Here is a 17,077-nt window from a genome sequence, read left to right as displayed (position 1 = left end):
ATGAATATGACAATCAAACAGATCAGACGGTGGGCAGCCGCAGTTGCAGCCATCTGTCTATTAACCTTATTTTTGCCATTATACGGAATGACGGCGTTTGCAGCTACTGCAAGGATCGCTTTTTCAGATCCTACCGCATCTGTAGGCAGTGAGATCAATGTAAAAATGAAGATCACCAGCAGTGATAACCTTTCTACAGCGGATATCATGCTGGCATATGATCCGGGAAGCCTGGAATTCATAGAAGGAACCAATGCAGAAGGCGGAAATGGAGCAGTCCGTGTTCATGGTGACGGCGGTGGCGCAAATACCACCACCCTTGCCTATGACTTAAAGTTTAAGGCATCTGCAGCAGGAACCAGCAAGATTACAGTTACCAGCCAGGAGATCTACGATGCGTCTTCCCAGATCGTAACCGTAGACAAACAGGGTGAGTCCCAGGTAACAGTCAGTGCTTTATCAAGCGCTTCCAAGGACGCAAGCTTAAAATCCCTTCAGGTATCCCCGGGAAGCCTGACACCGGAATTTTCTTCTGATGTAGACTCCTATGCAGTTACCGTAGGAACCGATGTGGATAAACTGATCATCAGTGCAGATACTACAGATGAAGGCGCTTCCAAGGTGGTAAGCGGCAATGAAAATCTCCAGATGGGTGAAAACAGAGTTACTTTAAAAGTAACTGCCCAGGACGGAGAAACTACAAAGGAATATGTGATCGTTGTCACCAAGCAGGAAGGCGGTCCAAATGAAAGTACACAGGATGGAACTGGTGAAGAAAGCTTTGAACAGTTCCAGATGACTGTATCCAGACGCAGCTTTACAGTGATGGCACCGGATGCTTCTGTACAGGTACCGGAAGGACTGGTGGAAACAGCCATTACCATTGACGGACATGCTGTAAAAGGCTGGGTATGGGGCAATGAAACAGAGCATCAGTATTGCGTGATCTACGCTATGAATGAAGCTGGCGAGAAGAATTTCTACCGCTATGACTTAAATAATAATGAGCGTACCATTCAGCGTTACTTTGAAGACCCGGCTGCTCAGGGAGCAGTAAGTGAGGAAGTTTATACACAGCTGGCAGACAAGTATGACTCCTTAAGAAATGACTACAGCCTGTTCAGGACACTGCTGATCGCTGCCATCGTTGTAGCACTGATCTTTATGGTACTTCTCATCGTATCTGTTACAGGTAAGAAAAAGAAATCTTCTTCAGCAGAGAAAAAGACAGCCCGTTCTGAAAAGAAACCTGTAAAAGAGGAAGATGAGGACGAGGACGATCTTTATGGCGAAGAGGTGGAAGAGCCTGAAGACGAACCGGAAGATGATCTGGAAGAAGTAGACGACCAGGACGAGGATGACTTCCAGTTTGAGGATCTGGATGATGCAGATGATAAGGAACCGGAAGAGGACGAGCCAGAGGAAGACTCTGTAGATGAAAATGAAAAAGAAAATCCAAAAGAGGATACAGAGGATGAAGATCTGGAAGAAGATGATATAGAAGACTTTGACTTTGAAGATCTGGATATAGACGAGGTGGAAGAGCAGGAAGAAGAAAAAGAACCTGCCGGATCCGAAGAAACTTCTGAAGACCAGAACGAAAAAGAAGAAGATGATTTTGAGGTATTTGACCTGTAAAATGTAACGCTTAAACAACCAGGCGGCCCTGAAAGTCAGGAATGGGCTGCCTGACAAATAGGAACAGAAAGGATGATAAGCGATGTATTGTGTAAAAAAAGTAAAAGAAGATTTATTCTGGGTAGGAGGTACAGACAGACGTCTGGCTCTGTTTGAAAATGCATACCCGATCCCAAGAGGTGTTTCCTATAATGCCTATGTTTTGTTAGATGAAAAGACGGTTCTTTTTGATACAGTAGACTGGGCAGTAGCAGGACAGTTTTATGAGAACCTGGCAAAGGTTTTAGACGGCCGTCCATTAGATTATATCGTAGTAGACCACATGGAACCAGACCATGCTGCAACCTTAGGACAGATCGCAGAAAAGCATCCGGAAGCAAAGATCGTATGCAATGCAAAGACAGTTGGTATTATCAAGCAGTTCTTTGATCTTGATATTGACTCCAGATCCGTAGTAGTAAAAGAAGGAGATACTCTCTGCACCGGTAAGCATAACCTTACATTTGTAATGGCACCAATGGTACACTGGCCGGAAGTTATGGTTACTTACGATACCACAGACAAGACTTTATTCTCCGCAGATGCTTTTGGTACTTTCGGCGCCATGAATGGCAACCTGTTTGCAGATGAAGTAAACTTTGAGCGTGACTGGTTGGATGATGCAAGAAGATATTATACCAATATCGTTGGAAAGTATGGCATGCAGGTACAGACACTGCTTAAGAAAGCAGCAGGACTGGAGATCGCTACCATCTGCCCGCTACATGGACCTGTATGGCGTGAAAATATCAGCTGGTATGTAGATAAATACTTAACCTGGAGCAGCTATGCACCGGAAGAAAAGAGTGTTATGATCGCCTATGGTTCTATTTACGGAAATACGGAAAACGCAGCCAATATCCTGGCATGCAAGCTGGCTGACAAGGGTGTGAGAAATATTGCAGTTTATGATGTATCTGCAACCCATCCATCCCAGATCGTAAGCGAAGCATTCCGCTGCAGCCATCTGGTATTTGCAGCAGCTACCTATAATGGCGGCATCTTTACCAATATGGAACATGTTTTAAATGACTTAAAGGCACATGGACTGCAGAACCGTACTGTAGCTGTGATCGAAAATGGTACCTGGGGTGTTGTTGCAGGAAAGCAGATGAAAGAGATCCTTTCCGGCATGAAGAACATGAACATTTTAGAGCAGACTGTCACTGTTAAATCTGCTTTAAAGGATGAGCAGGATGCACAGTTAGAGGCACTGGCAGATGCTATTGTTGCATCTTTACAGTAAGATCTTGTAAGTACATTAGAAAATAAAAAGGCAGGAAGCGGGATATATGGCTTCCTGCTTTTTTACACCTGGATATTGGAAAATAACGAAAGATTTCCAGGTGTACGTATTTCATGATAAAGAGAAGGAAAATGAAAATGGAACAGTATGGATGTGTCCTGCTTAAAGGCGGAAAGTCCAGCCGTATGGGCGGAAGTGATAAAGCCAAGCTTCTTTACAGGGGAAAAAGTTTTGAAGAACGGATCAAAGGAGAACTGGAGCAGCTGGGATTGTCGGTTTTTGTATCAGAGGCAAAAAAAAGCCCGGATCCCAGGGCAATCCCTGATCTGATCCCAGAGGCCGGACCTTTAGGAGGGATCTATTCCTGTTTAAAACAGACCGGTCTTGATGGACTGTTTTTTGTTTCCTGCGATATGCCCTTATTTGCATCTTATCTGGGGAAACGCGCTCTTATGGAAGCAGGAGATAAATGGGATGCTGTGATCTGGAAAACAAGAGACGGGCGGATTCATCCAGTGTGCGGCTGGTATTCAGCCAGATGTCTGCCGGTTCTTGAAAAACAACTTTTGGAAAAAAATGGGAAAGTACGTGATCTGTTAGGAAAACTGCAGGTAAAGGTTTTAGAAACAGAAAACGAACATGTACCTGACCGGTGGTTTTTAAATGTGAATACTCCCCAGGCATTAGGAGAACTTACATGCTTGAAAACACCGGTATTTGCAGTCAGCGGAAAGAAAAATACGGGCAAGACGACTCTTACGGAAACTTTAGTCCGGGAATTTTCCGTGCGCGGGCTTAGGGTGGCTGTGATCAAACACGATGGCCATGATTTTGTGCCGGATGTACCGGGAACAGACAGTTACCGTCACAAAGCAGCGGGGGCAGTGGGAACGTTAGTCTATTCGGAAAATCGTTTCTGTCTGGTAAAAGAGGAAAAGGGCCATGAGGCAGAAGATTTTTTGCCTTTTTTTCAGGATATGGATCTGATCCTGGTGGAAGGACTGAAAGACTCCCATTATGCCAAAATAGAAGTGATGCGCCGTGATGTTTCAAAAAAAGCTGTGTGCAGAAAAGAGACTGTAAAGGCGTATGTTACAGATTTCAGGCCGGATACATGGTCCGGATTTGATGCAGAGTCTATGTCAGACTGTCCGGTGTATGATTTTCATGAGATCGACGCTATTTTGGAAATCGTTTTAAAAGAAGCAGAAAAGTTCTGGGACAACCGGAGAATTTGACAGACGATATAGGGGTGTGGTACAATAAAAACAGAAAATTTATGGATACAACAGGAGGGATTATTATGCCAGTTGCATACAGTGTAGGAAACGAGGAATATCATTTAAAAATACGTCCGGGAGATGTAGGACGGTATGTGATCCTGCCAGGTGATCCGGGCAGATGTGAGAAGATTGCCAGATATTTAGAAGATCCCAGATTTGTTGCTTCAAACAGGGAATATACCATTTATACAGGTACATTGGAAGGAGAGAAAGTAAGTGTGTGCAGTACAGGCATCGGGGGCCCGTCTGCTGCCATCGCAATGGAAGAACTGATCCACTGCGGCGCTGAGTGCTTTATCCGTGTGGGAACCTGCGGTGGTATAGAGGAAAATGTACTGGGCGGTGATCTGGTGATCGCTACCGGTGCGATCCGTATGGAAGGCACCGGGCTTCAGTACGCGCCTGTTGAATTTCCGGCAGTGGCGGATTTTCAGGTTGTAAATGCCCTGGCAGAGGCAGCAAAAGCAGATGGCCAGAGGTTCCATACAGGAGTTGTCCACTGCAAAGACTCTTTTTATGGCCAGTTAGATCCGGACAGTATGCCCGTAAGAGGGGAATTAAAGTCAAAATGGCAGGCGTGGCTTGACTGTGGCGCTCTTGCCAGTGAGATGGAGTCAGCTGCTCTGTTTGTTGTGGCAGCAGCAAGGAGAGTCCGCGTGGGAACGGTCCTTTTAGTACTGGGAAACCAGACAAGGCGGGCTAAAGGACTTGAGGATATCCAATGCCATGATACGGAGCAGGCAGTGCGTGTAGCAGCAGATGCCATGAGGCGCCTGATCAAAAGAGATAAAACTTCTTGACGGATGCAAAAAAAGTTGTTATATTATTATTAGAACAGATATAACTTAGCAGATAAAAACAGTGGGGCTGCCGCAGACAAAGATTTTGTAGCGGCAGCCCCTGAAAGTTGGTGGGTTTATGATACTGAAAATTGATTTTAACAGCGATGAAGCAATCTATATCCAGCTGCGCAACCAGATCATCATGGGGATTGCTACAGATATGATCCGGGAAGGGGATACCTTACCTTCTGTGCGACAGATGGCAGATCATATCGGCATTAATATGCATACAGTAAATAAAGCGTATTCTGTTCTGCGCCAGGAAGGGTTTGTGAAACTGGACCGCCGCAGAGGGGCTGTAGTTTCCCTGGATGTGGATAAGATCCAGGCCATCGATGAGATGCGTCAAAATCTGGATGTAGTGCTTGCCTGCGGGATCTGCAGGGATGTTTCCAGGGAGGAAGCGCATCAGCTGGTAGATGAGATCTATGACAGATATACGAAGCGTGAGGCCCGGGAGGATTAATATGTTATGTGAAAAATGCAAAGTACGGGAAGCGAATATTAAATATACAGAGATCATTAACGGAGTAAAAACGGAGCATAATCTCTGCTCCCACTGTGCGAAGGAAATTGATTTTGGACAGTATACGGCTTTGTTAGACGGAGAATTCCCGCTGGGAAAACTGCTTTCCGGACTTTTAGGGTTGGAGGAAGATGAAGAAGAAACCGATGAACGTTCCAGGGTGGTGTGTCCTACCTGCGGTACCAGTTTTGATGATTTTGTTCAAAACAGCCGCTTCGGCTGTCCGGACTGCTATGGCGTTTTTGATCTTTTTATCAATGATAAGATCAAGCAGCTCCAGGGCAGTGAAAGCCACAGGGGAAAACAGCCAAAATATCAGAGGGCACAGGAAACCATTTCTGAAAACAATGAAGAGATGGTACCGGCTGATGTTTTGCAGAAAGCAGGAGAGAATGCCGCAAAAGAGCAGCCGGAAGGCATGAAAGAGATAACGCAGCTGGAGCGAAGATTAAAAGAAGCCCTGGAAAAAGAAGATTATGAAACAGCAGCTGCATGCCGGGATCAGATCCGGGCATTAAAGGCAGGAAAGGGCGGCGAAGTGCATGAGTAAATGGTATGAGAAAACATTGGAAGAAAAGTCCAATATTATATACAGCAGGATCCGCCTTGCAAGAAACTGGGATGAATATGTATTTCCTTCCAGACTGGACGAAGAAGGAAGCAGGGAGCTGGTAGACGGCTTAAAAGACGGTTTAAAAGAGATCCCTTATCCCTACTATGCTCTGGAAAATATGCAGCAGGCAGAAAAGAAAGCCTTAAGGGAACGGCGGATCTTAAACCGCTGTGCAGTGGAAAAAACATACGCACAGGGACTGTACCTGTCAGAAGACGAGTCAGAAAGTATTTTACTGGGAGCAGATGACCATATAAGGATGCAGTTTTTGGCACCTGGTCTGTGCCTTGAAAAGCTGTGGCAGAAAGCAGATGCTGCAGACGACAGGATCAATAAACATTTCCCTTATGCCTATGATGAAAAATATGGTTATCTGACCACGTTCCCTACCAATATGGGAACAGGACTTAAGGCCTGCGTGGTGATCCACCTGCCTATGCTGTCCCAGCTGAAGAAATTTCAGGGGATCGTGGCAGATATGGGAAGACTGGGAACGTCCATACGGGGACTTTTCGGGGAAGGCAGTGAAAATGCAGGCAATATGTACGAACTGTCAAACCAGAGAACCTTAGGACTGTCAGAACGGGAGATCATTGAGCTGGTAAACAAAGCAGCTGTCCAGTTAAACAGTCAGGAACAGAAAGTGAGAAAAGCCGCTTTAAATGCCAGAAAGCTGGAGCGGGAAGACGAGACGTATAAATCCTATGGTGTTTTAAAGTATGCGCGGAAAATGGCAGAAAAAGATGCCAGGGTATTTATTGGACAGCTGATCTCCGGAGAGACAGACGGACTGATCTCTTTTGAGAAAGAAGAAAGTCTGTACAGTCTTTTGGTAGGTATCAAACCGGCCAACTTAAATCTGTGGGCCAGCAGGCCTTTGGACAAAGAAGAGACGGACTGTGTAAGAGCAGCTTATATCAGGGAACATTTACCTCAGATATGCAGCTGACAGATGGATTTTTGAAATGCACAGGGACATAAAGGAGGACAACAATGGAACGATATACACCGCAGGCGAAAGAGGCCTTAAGCCTGGCAGTAGGAATGGCAGAAAGCTTAAACCACGGTTATGTGGGAACCGAGCATCTGCTGATCGGCCTTTTACAGGAAGGAACCGGCGTTGCAGCCAGGGTCTTAGAGGAAAATGGGGTTGAGGAGTCAAAGGTAGTAGAATTAGTCAGCCAGCTGATCTCCCCAAATACTTCTGTACAGATGGCAGAAAATGCAGCCTATACCCCAAGAGCCCGCAGGGTAATAGAAAACAGTTATAGGGAAGCAGTACGCTTTAAGGCAGCACAGATCGGTACAGAACACATTCTGATCGCTATTTTAAGAGAAGGAGACTGTGTGGCAAGCCGTCTTTTAAATACAATGGGGATCAGTGTACAGAAATTATATATTGACCTTCTGGCAGCTATGGGTGAAGATGCGCCTTCTATTAAAGATGAGATGCAGCGTGGAAATTCCGGAAAACGGGGAAGTTCCACACCGGCCCTTGACAGCTACAGCCGCAATCTGACCCAGATGGCACTGGATGGAAAGTTAGATCCTGTGATCGGCAGGGAACATGAGATCCAGAGAGTGATCCAGATCTTAAGCCGCCGTACTAAGAATAATCCGTGTCTGATCGGAGAGCCGGGAGTAGGAAAGACCGCAGTAGTAGAAGGACTTGCCCAGAGAATTGCAGCAGGGGATGTGCCGGATACCATTGCGGATAAGAGAGTTATGACTCTGGACCTTTCCGGTATGGTGGCAGGTTCCAAGTACAGAGGCGAATTTGAAGAGCGCATTAAGAAAGTGATCGCAGAGGTAGTAGAAGCAAAAGACGTCCTTCTTTTTATTGATGAGATCCACACCATTATAGGTGCTGGCGGTGCAGAGGGTGCTCTGGATGCATCCAATATCTTAAAGCCGTCCCTTGCAAGAGGGGAACTGCAGCTGATCGGTGCTACTACCATTAACGAATACAGAAAATATATAGAAAAAGACTCTGCCTTAGAGCGCCGGTTCCAGCCGGTTACTGTGGACGAGCCTTCAGAAGAAGAGTCCATTGCCATTTTAAAGGGGCTGAGAAGCCGTTATGAGGAACATCACAGGGTAGAGATCACAGATGATGCCTTAGAGGCAGCTGTAAAGCTTTCCAGCCGCTATATCAATGACCGTTTCCTGCCGGATAAGGCCATTGACCTGATCGATGAGGCAGCTTCCAAAGTACGCCTGTCAAATTATACAAAGCCGTCCAAGATCAAGGATTACGAGGCACAGATCGATGATCTGGAAGAAGAAAAAGAGTCTGCGATCCGTGATGAGGCCTATGAAAAGGCAGGAGATATTAAGAAAAAACAGGAAAAACTGAAAGAAAAGATCCGCTTGACTCTGGAAAAATGGGAAAAAGAGAAAGAAACCAGAAAACTGGTAGTAGGTGAAAATGAAGTGGCAGATGTAGTAGCCGGATGGACCAAGATTCCGGTGAAGAAACTGGCACAGGAAGAGTCAGAGCGTTTAAAGAACTTAGAAGGCATCCTCCACGAAAGAGTCGTAGGCCAGGAGGAGGCTGTTACCGCTGTATCAAAAGCCATCCGAAGAGGCAGGATCGGCTTAAAAGATCCAAAGCGTCCCATCGGTTCTTTCTTATTCTTAGGACCTACCGGTGTGGGAAAAACGGAACTTTCAAAGGCACTGGCAGAAGCCATGTTCGGTACAGAAAGTTCCCTGATCAGGGTAGATATGTCTGAGTACATGGAAAAGCACAGTGTTTCCAAGATGATCGGTTCCCCGCCAGGATATGTAGGCTATGAGGAGGGTGGACAGCTCAGTGAAAAAGTGCGCAGAAATCCTTACAGCGTGATCCTGTTTGATGAGATCGAAAAGGCCCATCCGGATGTATTTAATATCCTTTTGCAGGTATTAGATGACGGACACATCACAGATGCCCAGGGAAGAAAGATCGACTTTAAGAATACCATTATCATTATGACTTCCAATGCAGGTGCTGAAAATATCATCGCACCGAAACGTCTTGGCTTCGGAGTTGCCACAGACGCAAAGGCAGATCATGAATTCATGAAGGGCCGTGTGATGGAAGAGGTAAAACGCCTGTTCAAGCCGGAGTTTTTAAATCGTATTGACGAGATCATCGTATTCCATCAGCTGACGAAAGAGCATATGAAGGGAATTGCGGATATTATGCTGAGAGGCATTGAAAAACGCAGCAAAGAACAGCTTGGCATTACCCTTACTGTAAATGAGGCGGCAAAGGATCTGCTGATCGACAAGGGCTATGATGATAAATACGGTGCAAGACCGCTGCGCCGTACCATCCAGAGCCTGTTAGAAGATAAGATGGCAGAAGAGATCCTGGACGGAAAACTGAAGAAGGGTGTAAATGTGGAAGTTGACTGTGAAGAAGGAAAACTTACCTTTACAGTAAAGAAGAAAGCAGCAGCCAGAAAGAAAAAAGCGCAGGCAGCAGATACTGCTTCAAAGCCTGAGGCAAAGGCGTAAAATATACTGGTTATTTTATGAAAATTGTTGTATAATTATAGATACCCGTTATAAATGATCTACTGGGAATACGGTGAAAACCCATAAAGTCTGACAGGAATGCCGGATGAAAAGGTACGACCAGAGAATTTACAGATAAAGAGCAGGAGGATAAAAAGATGCCAGTTGTTGAAGAATTGATCCGCACAGAGCAGGATGGCACCATCAGTTTTGGAAATTACAAGTTAGGACAGAAGTCAAAGAAGTCCGATTTTGAATACCAGGGAGATATCTATAAGGTTAAAACTTACAACGAAATCACAAAATTAGAGCGCAACGAAATGTTCGTATATGAGTCTGTTCCGGGCACAGTAGCAGAACATTTTAAAGTAACAGATGACAGTATAGAGTTTGAAGTAGAGGGCGATAAGGATGCCCAGATCACAGTTCAGCTGGAAAATGATACTGACTACGAAGTATATGTAGACGGAGCTGCTGTGGGAAGCATGAAGACCAACATGAGCGGAAAGTTAAGCGTCAGCGTAGAGTTAGAAGAAGGAACTTCCGTTAAGGTAAAGGCAGTAAAGAGAGCATAGAAAATATGGCAAAAGCAAAGACAACTGCATTTTTCTGCAAAGAATGCGGATATGAGTCATCCAAATGGCTGGGACAGTGTCCCGCCTGCCGGGCATGGAACACTCTGGTAGAGGAACCGGTGGCAGGTACAGCTTCGGCTGCAGGAAAAGGACGTATGTCTTCTGATCGAGGAGCGGGGAGAGCTGTGGCTAAACCCGCTCTTCTTTCAGAAATACGTCTGGAACAGGAAGACCGGATCTCCACTGGTTTTAAGGAACTGGACCGGGTATTGGGAGACGGCATTGTAGCCGGTTCCCTGGTGCTTGTAGGCGGTGATCCGGGTATTGGAAAATCAACCCTTTTGCTGCAGGTATGCCGCCATCTGGCAGCAGACGGACAGAAGGTACTTTATATTTCCGGAGAAGAGTCATTAAAACAGATCAAAATGAGGGCAAACAGGATCGGAACGGTCACAGGGGAACTGCGCTTTTTAAGTGAGACGAATTTAGAGCGCAGTGAGGCTGTGATCGATCAGGAAAAGCCTCAGATCGTAGTGATCGACTCCATTCAGACCATGTACCGGGAAGAGATCACCTCTGCGCCTGGAAGTGTAAGCCAGGTGCGTGAGTCTACCGGCGTTTTAATGCAGATCGCAAAAAGCCGTGGAATTGCCATCTTCGTAGTAGGTCATGTGACCAAAGAGGGAGTAGTGGCAGGTCCAAGGGTATTGGAACATATGGTAGATACAGTCCTTTACTTTGAAGGGGACAGACATGCTTCTTACAGGATCCTGCGAGGCGTAAAGAACCGTTTTGGTTCCACCAATGAGATCGGTGTATTTGAAATGCGGGAAGAGGGTCTTGTGGAAGTAGAAAATCCCTCTGAATATATGCTGGATGGACGGCCTCAGGAGGCATCAGGAGCAGTGGTATCCTGTTCCTTAGAGGGCACAAGGCCTATCCTTTTGGAGGTTCAGGCACTGGTAGCGGAGACAAATTTTGGTATGCCAAGAAGAACAGCGGCAGGTACGGATTACAACCGTGTAAACCTTTTGATGGCAGTGCTGGAGAAACGGTGCCGCTACGAATTGTCCCGTCTGGATGCCTATGTAAATATCACCGGCGGCATGCGTATGAGTGAACCGGCTCTGGACCTTGCCATTGTCATGGCACTGATGTCCAGCTATAAAGACCGGCCTGTAGATCCGGGTATGCTGATCTTTGGGGAAGTAGGTCTTTCCGGCGAAGTTCGTGGTGTATCCCAGGCAGCCCAGAGAGTAGCAGAGGCAGCTAAGTTAGGATTTACCACCTGTGTGCTTCCGAAAGTAAATATGGATAAGATAAAGCCTGCAGAGGGGATCCGCATGATCGGGGTGTCGAATGTGCGGGAAGCCATCGGGTTGTTATAAAAATATAGCGTAAAAAGAACAGCACCTGCCTGTGCCTGGTGTAAAAGCCGGTGTCAGGCAGGTTTATGTTTCAATAAAACTGTATTAAAAAACAGAAAAAAATAAGCAATTACTTTTTTTGAAAAAACTTTGAAAAAAATTCAAAATAGTTGTTGACAGTGTTGGAAACCTGTGATATTATAATACTCGTTCGAGGGAACAAAACAAAAAACAAAAGAACATAGGGGAATAGTTCAATGGTAGAGCAGCGGTCTCCAAAACCGTAGATGGGGGTTCGAGCCCCTCTTCCCCTGCTGACTATTTGAGAGAATAGCCCAACCCGAAGGAAGTTCAGAAGTCGTATGGCTTTTGGGCTTTTTCTTTTGTGTTAAAATCTACAAAAACAGGGGAGATACATACATGAACAAAAAAGAATGCAACGAAATAAAAAAACTTTTCACTCCGGCAAACTGTGCCATCAGCCGGATCTGCGGCTGCTATGTAGACTCAGAGAAAAATAAAAAAACAGAACTGAAGGAAGCATTTTTATCCCTTCCGGAAGAAGAAGCCTTTAAATATTTTACCATTTTCCGCAATGGCCTTTCAGGAACCATTGGAAAAAATCTGATCAATATGGAATTTCCCCTTCACACAGAAGAAGAGGGCGGTACCCAGAATTTCCTTTTAAAGCTTCGGGACAGTGAATTAAAAGACGATGGGCTGATCGAGGAATTTTATGACCGTGTGATCGCCAATTTTGACTATGCAGAGAATTATTATATTATCCTGATCCACTGTGCATATGACATTCCTGCAAAGGCTACAGACGGTTCTGAGATGTTTGACGCTTCTGATTATGTGTATGAGTTTATCCAGTGTACAATCTGCCCTGTAAAGCTTTCCAAGGCAGGTCTGTGCTATAATTCCACTACCAATGTGATTGAAAACAGGATCCGTGACTGGCTGGTGGAGGCACCTGTGACCAGTTTCCTGTTTCCTGCATTTAATGACCGGAATACAGACATCCATAGCCTTTTACTTTATGCGAAAAACGGAGAACAGCTGCCGGATACACTGATCGATGAAGTGTTGGGCTGCCATATCCCTATGTCTGCCAAAAACCAGAAAGAGACCTTCCAGACTATCGTAGAGGAAACTTTAGGGGAAAACTGCGACTTTGAGACTGTAAAAAGCATCCATGAAAATTTAAGTGAACTGGTGGAAGAGACAAAAGATGAACCTGCACCGCCGGTACTGAATAAAACACAGCTTAAACAGCTTCTGGAAAACAACGGGGCAGCACCGGAAAAACTTCAGGAATTTGAAAGTCGTTATGCAGATGTAGAGGACGGTCCTGAAACCAGTTTCGCTGTATCAAATGTAGTGAATACAAAGAGCTTTGAGATCAAAACCCCGGATGTGACCATTAAGGTAGCCCCCGATAAGACCTATCTGGTGGAAAACCGTATGATCGACGGACGGCCCTGCCTTGTGATCGCTATTAACGAACATGTGGAGATCAATGGTATCTCTGTGCGTCCTGTACCACTGGCAGACCGCAAGACGGCAGGAGAAGGGGCAGAAGATACAGCACCATGGCAAGAAGAAAATGGTACACAGGATCCTTTCGGATCTGATGAGATCCGTCCGGTGGCAACGGGGATCCGCTCTGCAGATGAAGTATAAGAAAAAGCGAATACTCCCCCTGGTTTTGTAAAAATAAGATATTATCTTTCGCAAGTTTAGGATATAATCTGGACAAAATGAACAATAGTTGTTATAATGACTATGTTGGTCTGTGAAAAATAAAACGTACCAGCAAATGGCGACTACTCCATTGGCTAGAAAGAAAATTTTACGAGCGGAAGGAAGAGAGTACAAATGAGTCGGACAATTAAAGCAGGACATGTTTATCGGCAGTATTCCAAAGATGGAATGCCCATAGCAGATTATAAAAGTTCAAGACTGGCCCACGAGGCAACAGGTGTTTCTTTAGGCTCCATTGCCAGAGCAGCCCATGGCGAGCGTAAGACAGGAGGAGGCTATCTGTGGCGTGTAGTTCCGGAAGACCTGCCCTGGGAACCGATCCAGGTGGACTTAAGCAGCAAGATCGGATACCATGATAAGAGACCGCTGATCCAGCTGACATTAGACGGACAGGTAGTAGCAGAATATCTTTCTATTGCTCATGCCAGCCGTGCTTTAAATATCAGCCGCAGAAGTATTTCCTGCGCGATGACAGGAGCTCAGAAAACAGCCGGCGGTTATAAATGGGTGGAAAAAGAAACTCCCGAAACAAAAGAAAAAGAGTAACTATTCAGGTGGATTTCCAGGATATGGGAAGCCACCTTTCTTTTATGCATAAAATCAGATACAATGTAAAAATAATTTACAGCGATTTATATAAATATTTACGAAAAAGGGCATAATCTGAAAAGAGGAATAAAATTTGACATTGAAAAATAATAGTGCTATATATATTCCAACGTTCAGGAGTGACTGGACGGACACACTTTAACCAGGATGATCTGCCTGTAAAAAACAGGTGGAAATCTTAAAAAGGAGTCTTGAATTATGAAAGAAAAGAAAATCATGCTGCCATCTGTAGAAGAAGCAAAACATTTTGTAGCAGAGGCAACGAAATGTGACTTTGATATTGACGTATTCTATAACCGTGTGACCATTGATGCCAAGTCGATCTTAGGTGTTTTAAGCCTGGATCTGGCGCGGGTACTGACCGTACAGATGAATGGTGATAATGCAGAATTTGAAGAATACCTGGATACCCTGGCACCTGTATCTACCACTGCTGCTTAAAGTGGGATGACAGGATCATGGCAATCGCAGAATAAGAATCAGAAATAAGAAAAAGAGCGGGAACGAACATCAGTTTGCATTCCTGCTCTTTTTGTGTTATCCTAAAGTCATGAATTTTAGGAGTACAGATGGAGGGAAACATTGGAAGGCAGTTTGATGACAGAAGCACAGTCTAAGATCCGCATCTCTGTCCGCAATTTAGTAGAGTTTGTCCTGCGGTCCGGGGATCTGGATAACCGCAGGAGCCAGGGCGGAAAAAAAGAGGCTATGCAGGCGGGGAGCAGGCTGCACAGAAAGATCCAGAAACGCATGGGAGCGGATTACCGTTCAGAAGTTGCTTTGAAACATCAGGTGCGGGAAGATGAATTCAGTATCCTTTTAGAAGGCAGGGCAGACGGGATCATTACAGAAACGTCCGGGATCGTGATCGATGAGATCAAATGTATTTACATGGACGTAGAGCGTTTGGAAGAGCCGGATCCGGTTCATCTTGCACAGGCCCTGTGTTATGGATATATGTATGCCAGTGAGCAGGATCTGGACAGTGTGGGGATCCAGCTTACCTATTGTAATATAGAAACAGAACAGATCCGCCGTTTCCGCCAGGCAAAAACAAGGGAAGAACTGGAAGAATGGTTTCAGGGTCTGATCCATGAATATGTAAAGTGGGCCAGATACCTTTACCATCACAGCATCCGCAGAACAGAATGTTTAAAAGAACTGCAGTTTCCTTATGCATACAGGGAAGGTCAGAAAGAACTGGCGGTTTCTGTATACAGAAGTATTGCCAGAGGGAGAAATCTTTACATACAGGCGCCTACAGGGATCGGAAAAACCTTATCCTGTGTCTTTCCAAGCCTGAAAGCTATAGGAGAAGGCTATGGGGAGAAGCTGTTTTATCTCACAGCCAAGACTATTACCAGAAGCGTGGCAGAAGAGACGTTTGAATTGTTAAGGGAGCGGGAAAACCTGTATTTCAGTACTGTGACCATTACTGCAAAAGAAAAGCTGTGTGTCCTGGAAAAACCGGACTGCAATCCAGTTGCCTGCCCAAGGGCAAAGGGACATTTTGACCGGGTCAATGACGCTGTTTATGAGATCATACAGGAAGAGCAGGGGATTACCAGGGAAACGATCCTTGCATATGCAGAGAAATACCAGGTCTGCCCCTTTGAACTCTGTCTGGACATCAGCAGCTGGGTAGACGGCATCATCTGTGATTATAATTATGTATTTGATCCCAATGTGCGCCTGAAACGCTATTTTGCAGAAGGAGAAGAGAGGGAAAATTATATTTTCCTTGTAGATGAGGCCCACAACCTGGTTTCAAGAGCCAGGGAGATGTACAGTGCTGTTCTTATAAAGGAAGAGCTGCTTGCTGCAAAAAGGATCTTAAAAGGGATCCCCGAGGCAGGAAAAGTCCTGAAGCTGTTAGAACGGTGTAATCGCAGGATGTTGGATCTAAAACGCCTGGGGGAGACAGAACCCTTTTCTGATGAAGCAGACATGGAACTGGCGTTTGAAGGGGGAGCACGGATGGTTCTGGGGGAACATTACCGCATGCATTCGGATGTAAAACTTCTTTCCCTGGAGTTAATGGGGCTGTTTGGGGAGATGGAAGTATTTTTAAATGAAAACAGCGAATTTGATGACAGGGAGACAGTCCTTGATCTGTATTTTAAGATCCGTGATTTCCTTTATGTAAGTGACCGGCTGGATGAAAATTACAGGATATACAGCCGCTTACTGGCGGATGGCTCTTTTATGGTAAAACTGATGTGTGTCAATCCTTCCAGCTGCCTGCGGGAATGCCTGGACCGGGGCGTGAGTACAGTGTTTTTTTCTGCAACGCTGCTGCCGATCCGTTATTATAAGGAACTTTTAAGCGGAAGCCAGGAAGAATATGCCGTGTATGCAAAATCTCCTTTTCAGGCAGATAAACGGCTGGTACTTGCGGCTTCTGATGTAAGCAGCCGTTACAGCAGACGGGGCAGGACCCAGTATGAGCGGATCGCTGACTATATAGAAGGGGTCATAGGAGGAAAGACAGGAAATTACATGATCTTTTTCCCATCCTATCAGTTTCTGTTTCAGGTACAGAAGGTTCTTGAGGAACGGCAGGAACAGGGAAAGTTAAAATTTGAATGGAAAGCCCAGTCATCGAATATGTCAGAAGAAGAAAGGGAAGAATTTCTTTTAAGTTTTAAGGAAGAACCAAAGGAGTCATTTGCTGGTCTTTGTGTAATGGGCGGTATTTTTTCAGAAGGGATCGATCTGAAAGAAGAGAGACTGATCGGAGCGATCATCATAGGAACAGGACTTCCACAGGTAAATCCGGAACAGGAGATCTTAAAGGAATATTTTGACGAACAGGGAGAAGGTGGCTTTGATTACGCCTATCAGTATCCGGGGATGAATAAAGTAATGCAGGCAGCAGGCCGGGTCATCCGCACTGTAAATGATAAAGGGGTGATTGCCCTTTTGGATGACCGTTTCCTGCTGCCTGAATATGTGGCATTATTTCCAAGGGAATGGGAACGTTATACGGTTGTGAACCGCTTTAATGTAAAACAGGCGGTAGATGATTTCTGGGGACAGTTTGTGTAGTGGCTGCAGCAGTCTGACGT

14 protein-coding genes and 1 tRNA gene are annotated in these 17,077 nt (G+C 45.4%); all 15 read left to right on the top strand.

What is annotated here, in order from left to right:
* The first annotated feature begins 6 nt into the window (after nucleotides 1-6).
* The 15 genes from DW251_RS04705 (at nucleotide 7) to DW251_RS04635 (ending at nucleotide 17,057) form a co-directional block, all read left to right on the top strand.
* Nucleotides 7-1,638: a cadherin-like beta sandwich domain-containing protein gene (locus DW251_RS04705; RefSeq protein ID WP_021870958.1), complete on the top strand. Its 1,632-nt coding sequence runs from the start codon at nucleotides 7-9 to the stop codon at nucleotides 1,636-1,638.
* Between the two features lie 82 nt (nucleotides 1,639-1,720).
* Nucleotides 1,721-2,923 carry an FprA family A-type flavoprotein gene (locus tag DW251_RS04700; protein WP_021870959.1) on the top strand — a complete coding sequence of 401 codons (1,203 nt, stop codon included), beginning with the start codon at nucleotides 1,721-1,723 and terminating at the stop codon, nucleotides 2,921-2,923.
* Nucleotides 2,924-3,054: 131 nt separating this feature from the next.
* On the top strand, nucleotides 3,055-4,161 hold the full coding sequence (gene mobB, locus DW251_RS04695; RefSeq protein ID WP_182433577.1) for a molybdopterin-guanine dinucleotide biosynthesis protein B: 1,107 nt from the start codon (nucleotides 3,055-3,057) through the stop codon (nucleotides 4,159-4,161).
* A 65-nt stretch (nucleotides 4,162-4,226) separates the two neighbouring features.
* The gene (gene udp / locus DW251_RS04690; protein ID WP_118300373.1) at nucleotides 4,227-5,006 is read left to right on the top strand and encodes a uridine phosphorylase; all 780 of its coding nucleotides are present in this window, start codon (nucleotides 4,227-4,229) and stop codon (nucleotides 5,004-5,006) included.
* Between the two features lie 118 nt (nucleotides 5,007-5,124).
* Nucleotides 5,125-5,514, top strand: coding sequence for a GntR family transcriptional regulator (locus DW251_RS04685; RefSeq protein WP_021870963.1), 390 nt, complete (start codon nucleotides 5,125-5,127; stop codon nucleotides 5,512-5,514).
* Between the two features lies 1 nt (nucleotide 5,515).
* Nucleotides 5,516-6,124 (top strand): UvrB/UvrC motif-containing protein, encoded by a 609-nt coding sequence (locus tag DW251_RS04680; protein ID WP_118300372.1) that lies wholly within the window; start codon nucleotides 5,516-5,518, stop codon nucleotides 6,122-6,124.
* The gene (locus DW251_RS04675) at nucleotides 6,117-7,136 is read left to right on the top strand and encodes an ATP--guanido phosphotransferase (protein ID WP_118300371.1); all 1,020 of its coding nucleotides are present in this window, start codon (nucleotides 6,117-6,119) and stop codon (nucleotides 7,134-7,136) included. Before DW251_RS04680 ends, DW251_RS04675 begins: the two co-directional genes overlap by 8 nt.
* 44 nt (nucleotides 7,137-7,180) lie before the next feature.
* On the top strand, nucleotides 7,181-9,691 hold the full coding sequence (locus tag DW251_RS04670; protein ID WP_118300370.1) for an ATP-dependent Clp protease ATP-binding subunit: 2,511 nt from the start codon (nucleotides 7,181-7,183) through the stop codon (nucleotides 9,689-9,691).
* A gap of 158 nt (nucleotides 9,692-9,849) precedes the next feature.
* Entirely contained in the window at nucleotides 9,850-10,266 is a 417-nt protein-coding gene (locus tag DW251_RS04665) for a hypothetical protein (RefSeq protein ID WP_021870967.1), read from the top strand.
* Between the two features lie 5 nt (nucleotides 10,267-10,271).
* Nucleotides 10,272-11,654 (top strand): DNA repair protein RadA, encoded by a 1,383-nt coding sequence (radA, locus tag DW251_RS04660; protein WP_118300369.1) that lies wholly within the window; start codon nucleotides 10,272-10,274, stop codon nucleotides 11,652-11,654.
* A 222-nt stretch (nucleotides 11,655-11,876) separates the two neighbouring features.
* Nucleotides 11,877-11,947: transfer RNA gene (locus DW251_RS04655), tRNA-Trp, on the top strand.
* A 106-nt stretch (nucleotides 11,948-12,053) separates the two neighbouring features.
* Nucleotides 12,054-13,319 carry a DUF4317 domain-containing protein gene (locus DW251_RS04650; protein ID WP_118300368.1) on the top strand — a complete coding sequence of 422 codons (1,266 nt, stop codon included), beginning with the start codon at nucleotides 12,054-12,056 and terminating at the stop codon, nucleotides 13,317-13,319.
* Between the two features lie 195 nt (nucleotides 13,320-13,514).
* Complete coding sequence (locus tag DW251_RS04645) at nucleotides 13,515-13,946, top strand: NUMOD1 domain-containing DNA-binding protein (protein WP_021870970.1); 432 nt, start codon at nucleotides 13,515-13,517, stop codon at nucleotides 13,944-13,946.
* A 261-nt stretch (nucleotides 13,947-14,207) separates the two neighbouring features.
* Complete coding sequence (locus tag DW251_RS04640) at nucleotides 14,208-14,450, top strand: HPr family phosphocarrier protein (RefSeq protein WP_021870971.1); 243 nt, start codon at nucleotides 14,208-14,210, stop codon at nucleotides 14,448-14,450.
* A 156-nt stretch (nucleotides 14,451-14,606) separates the two neighbouring features.
* Nucleotides 14,607-17,057 (top strand): ATP-dependent DNA helicase, encoded by a 2,451-nt coding sequence (locus DW251_RS04635; RefSeq protein ID WP_347474618.1) that lies wholly within the window; start codon nucleotides 14,607-14,609, stop codon nucleotides 17,055-17,057.
* Nucleotides 17,058-17,077 lie beyond the last annotated feature (20 nt).

Source organism: Clostridium sp. AM22-11AC, assembly GCF_003473545.1.
GTDB lineage: Bacteria > Bacillota > Clostridia > Lachnospirales > Lachnospiraceae > Enterocloster.
The sequence above is the reverse complement of the archived record's forward strand: the minus strand, read 5'-3'. Positions and strand labels throughout refer to the sequence as shown.

Bases quoted from the DNA above. Each gene is read 5' to 3' on its own strand.
- DW251_RS04705 (WP_021870958.1), top strand. From the start codon at position 7: ATGACAATCAAACAGATCAGACGGTGGGCAGCCGCAGTTGCAGCCATC.
- DW251_RS04700 (WP_021870959.1), top strand. From the start codon at position 1,721: ATGTATTGTGTAAAAAAAGTAAAAGAAGATTTATTCTGGGTAGGAGGT.
- mobB (WP_182433577.1), top strand. From the start codon at position 3,055: ATGAAAATGGAACAGTATGGATGTGTCCTGCTTAAAGGCGGAAAGTCC.
- udp (WP_118300373.1), top strand. From the start codon at position 4,227: ATGCCAGTTGCATACAGTGTAGGAAACGAGGAATATCATTTAAAAATA.
- DW251_RS04685 (WP_021870963.1), top strand. From the start codon at position 5,125: ATGATACTGAAAATTGATTTTAACAGCGATGAAGCAATCTATATCCAG.
- DW251_RS04680 (WP_118300372.1), top strand. From the start codon at position 5,516: ATGTTATGTGAAAAATGCAAAGTACGGGAAGCGAATATTAAATATACA.
- DW251_RS04675 (WP_118300371.1), top strand. From the start codon at position 6,117: ATGAGTAAATGGTATGAGAAAACATTGGAAGAAAAGTCCAATATTATA.
- DW251_RS04670 (WP_118300370.1), top strand. From the start codon at position 7,181: ATGGAACGATATACACCGCAGGCGAAAGAGGCCTTAAGCCTGGCAGTA.
- DW251_RS04665 (WP_021870967.1), top strand. From the start codon at position 9,850: ATGCCAGTTGTTGAAGAATTGATCCGCACAGAGCAGGATGGCACCATC.
- radA (WP_118300369.1), top strand. From the start codon at position 10,272: ATGGCAAAAGCAAAGACAACTGCATTTTTCTGCAAAGAATGCGGATAT.
- DW251_RS04650 (WP_118300368.1), top strand. From the start codon at position 12,054: ATGAACAAAAAAGAATGCAACGAAATAAAAAAACTTTTCACTCCGGCA.
- DW251_RS04645 (WP_021870970.1), top strand. From the start codon at position 13,515: ATGAGTCGGACAATTAAAGCAGGACATGTTTATCGGCAGTATTCCAAA.
- DW251_RS04640 (WP_021870971.1), top strand. From the start codon at position 14,208: ATGAAAGAAAAGAAAATCATGCTGCCATCTGTAGAAGAAGCAAAACAT.
- DW251_RS04635 (WP_347474618.1), top strand. From the start codon at position 14,607: ATGACAGAAGCACAGTCTAAGATCCGCATCTCTGTCCGCAATTTAGTA.